Raw genomic sequence first — 2101 nt, forward strand, 5'->3', positions numbered from 1 at the left:
CGAATGAACTGCGCCACAAAAGTTAGGTTTTTTCTGTCTAACTTTTGGGGTGCAGTTCAGAAGGGGTGTTTTTTCTATCGTTTTTTAGTGCTAAGACTACACAAAAAAACCTTGATTCCAAGGCTTTTTCCTGTTGATTTAGATGCCCCCTACAGGGATTTGGAAAGGACTTTCATATTGAGAGCAATTAAAAATATTGAAATATAAGTGATTTTAGGTATTTTCAATGTCATGATTTAAAAATGGGACAAAAGTGGGGCAAAAACCATACAGATTCTAAACTGTATGGTTCTTTTTTTATCTAACCAAGAAAGGTTAAAACTTATTAAAACAAATGCAATCAACTGTTGAAAACTTTTTAGTCCGTGTAATATAAAAACAAGTAAAAAGTTGAACTATAGGGAATATTGTGTCATAATACGTAATAGATGAATAATTAATAGATTGGAAATAATGCTTTCTTACCTTAACAAGTTGAATTGGTTATACATTTTTTCGTCGCAATTGTGTCTATCTCTCGAGTTTAGCTAGTTTTTATAAGCTCTGGTTTCTAATCAATATAACAAATTTTAGAAGTGCATAAGACAAGATGGTGACATTACTACAGTCATTTCTAGTCACCATATGTTGCTGGCACAGGCTGTTTGTAGTGTTGGCTATTTACTAGTCAGTTTAATCGGAGTGTTTAATTTTTATTGTTGAAAGGTTTTTATATGGAGAAAATTCTATCTTTAGGTCTGACAGGTAAGAAATTACTTGCTCAGGGGTTCTTATTTGTTCTGCTAGGTCTTATCTTGATGGTCACGGGGACTTGGTTGCCAGTAAAGGTTATTCGACTGGTTCTGTTTTTAGCTTGGATAGCAACGGTCTTAGATTTAGTATTACGTATTTTCAAAAAAAGTCAGTCAACGGACACCTTGGGAGTTGCACTGGTTAAATTGTTAGTGCTGGGATATTTGCTTGGCTCCAATCTTGCGACGGATGTGCCGATTTATATTTTGGCTCTTGTGATTGGAGTTTATCAGATTTTTCATGCTAGTATTAACCTTGTCACCTATGTTCTCTACCGCAAAAACAAAATTCGACCTCGTTTTCGTCTCTTACTAGATGGACTCGTACTAGTTTTTCTTGGTGGGACTAGTCTTTTGTCCTCTACGGGAAATTCTGTCTTTCAACTCTTTGTTTTAGGGGCTTATTTTTTCCTTTATGGTCTGTCCAATATCCGTGATGGTTTCTTGTTTGAGGAGGAAATTGGGAAAAACCATCTCAAACGTCGTGTAAGAATGAGCTTACCTATTGTCCTAGCCGCTCTCATCCCTGCAAGTACTTTAGCAAAAATCAACAAATTCATGCAGGAAAATGCTGATGAGAGAGAGGATATCCATCTTGGAATGGTGAAGTCTGGTAAGACAGCGGAGCTTGAAATTTTTGTTCATACAGCTGAGACCTCTCTGTTTTCGGCAATTGGTCATGTGGATATCTGCTATCAAGGCCGTGTTATTTCTTATGGCAACTATGATCCGTCTTCTGAGACCTTATTTGGCATGGTAGGAGATGGTGTCTTATATTTCTGTGATCGTGACAAGTACATTGACCTATGTAAACGTGAGAGTCAAAAAACGCTTTTTGGTTATGGGATAGATTTGACGCCTGAAATGGAAAAAGCAGTTCAGAAAAAGTTGGCTGAATTGAAACAACTGACGATTCCATGGGAGCCAAGTGCAGATAAAATCATGACAGGTGATGGTAAGGAAGACTACACCTACGCTTATAAAATCAGACATGAGACAGATGGGGAACTTTATAAATTTATCAAATCTAAGTTTAAATCCTACTTTGTCTTATCTACAAACTGTGTGCTCTTGGCTGATACCATAGTCGGTCAGGCTGGCACCGATATCCTCTCACCCAAAGGATTTATCGCACCAGGAACTTACCAAGCTTACCTTGACCGAGAGTTTGAAAAACCAAATAGTATAGTCGTATCTAAACATGTTTATTAAGGAGAATTTATGAATTTAGTAAAAAAATACACCCCATTAATACTTTTTATAGGGCTGGTTACTCTTGTAATTCTGAATGCATCAAGCTTTATATCAGG

The 2101-nt window shown here is 36.7% G+C and carries 2 protein-coding genes; both read left to right on the forward strand.

Features of this window, described 5'->3' with window-relative positions:
* Positions 1-207: hypothetical protein (locus QZ359_RS07005; protein WP_293964747.1), on the forward strand; the 207-nt coding region annotated here is incomplete at its 5' end.
* A gap of 506 nt (positions 208-713) precedes the next feature.
* Positions 714-2003 carry a DUF308 domain-containing protein gene (locus tag QZ359_RS07010; RefSeq protein ID WP_261072876.1) on the forward strand — a complete coding sequence of 430 codons (1290 nt, stop codon included), beginning with the start codon at positions 714-716 and terminating at the stop codon, positions 2001-2003.
* Positions 2004-2101 lie beyond the last annotated feature (98 nt).

The organism is Streptococcus sp. (genome assembly GCF_019414905.1).
Lineage (GTDB): Bacteria > Bacillota > Bacilli > Lactobacillales > Streptococcaceae > Streptococcus.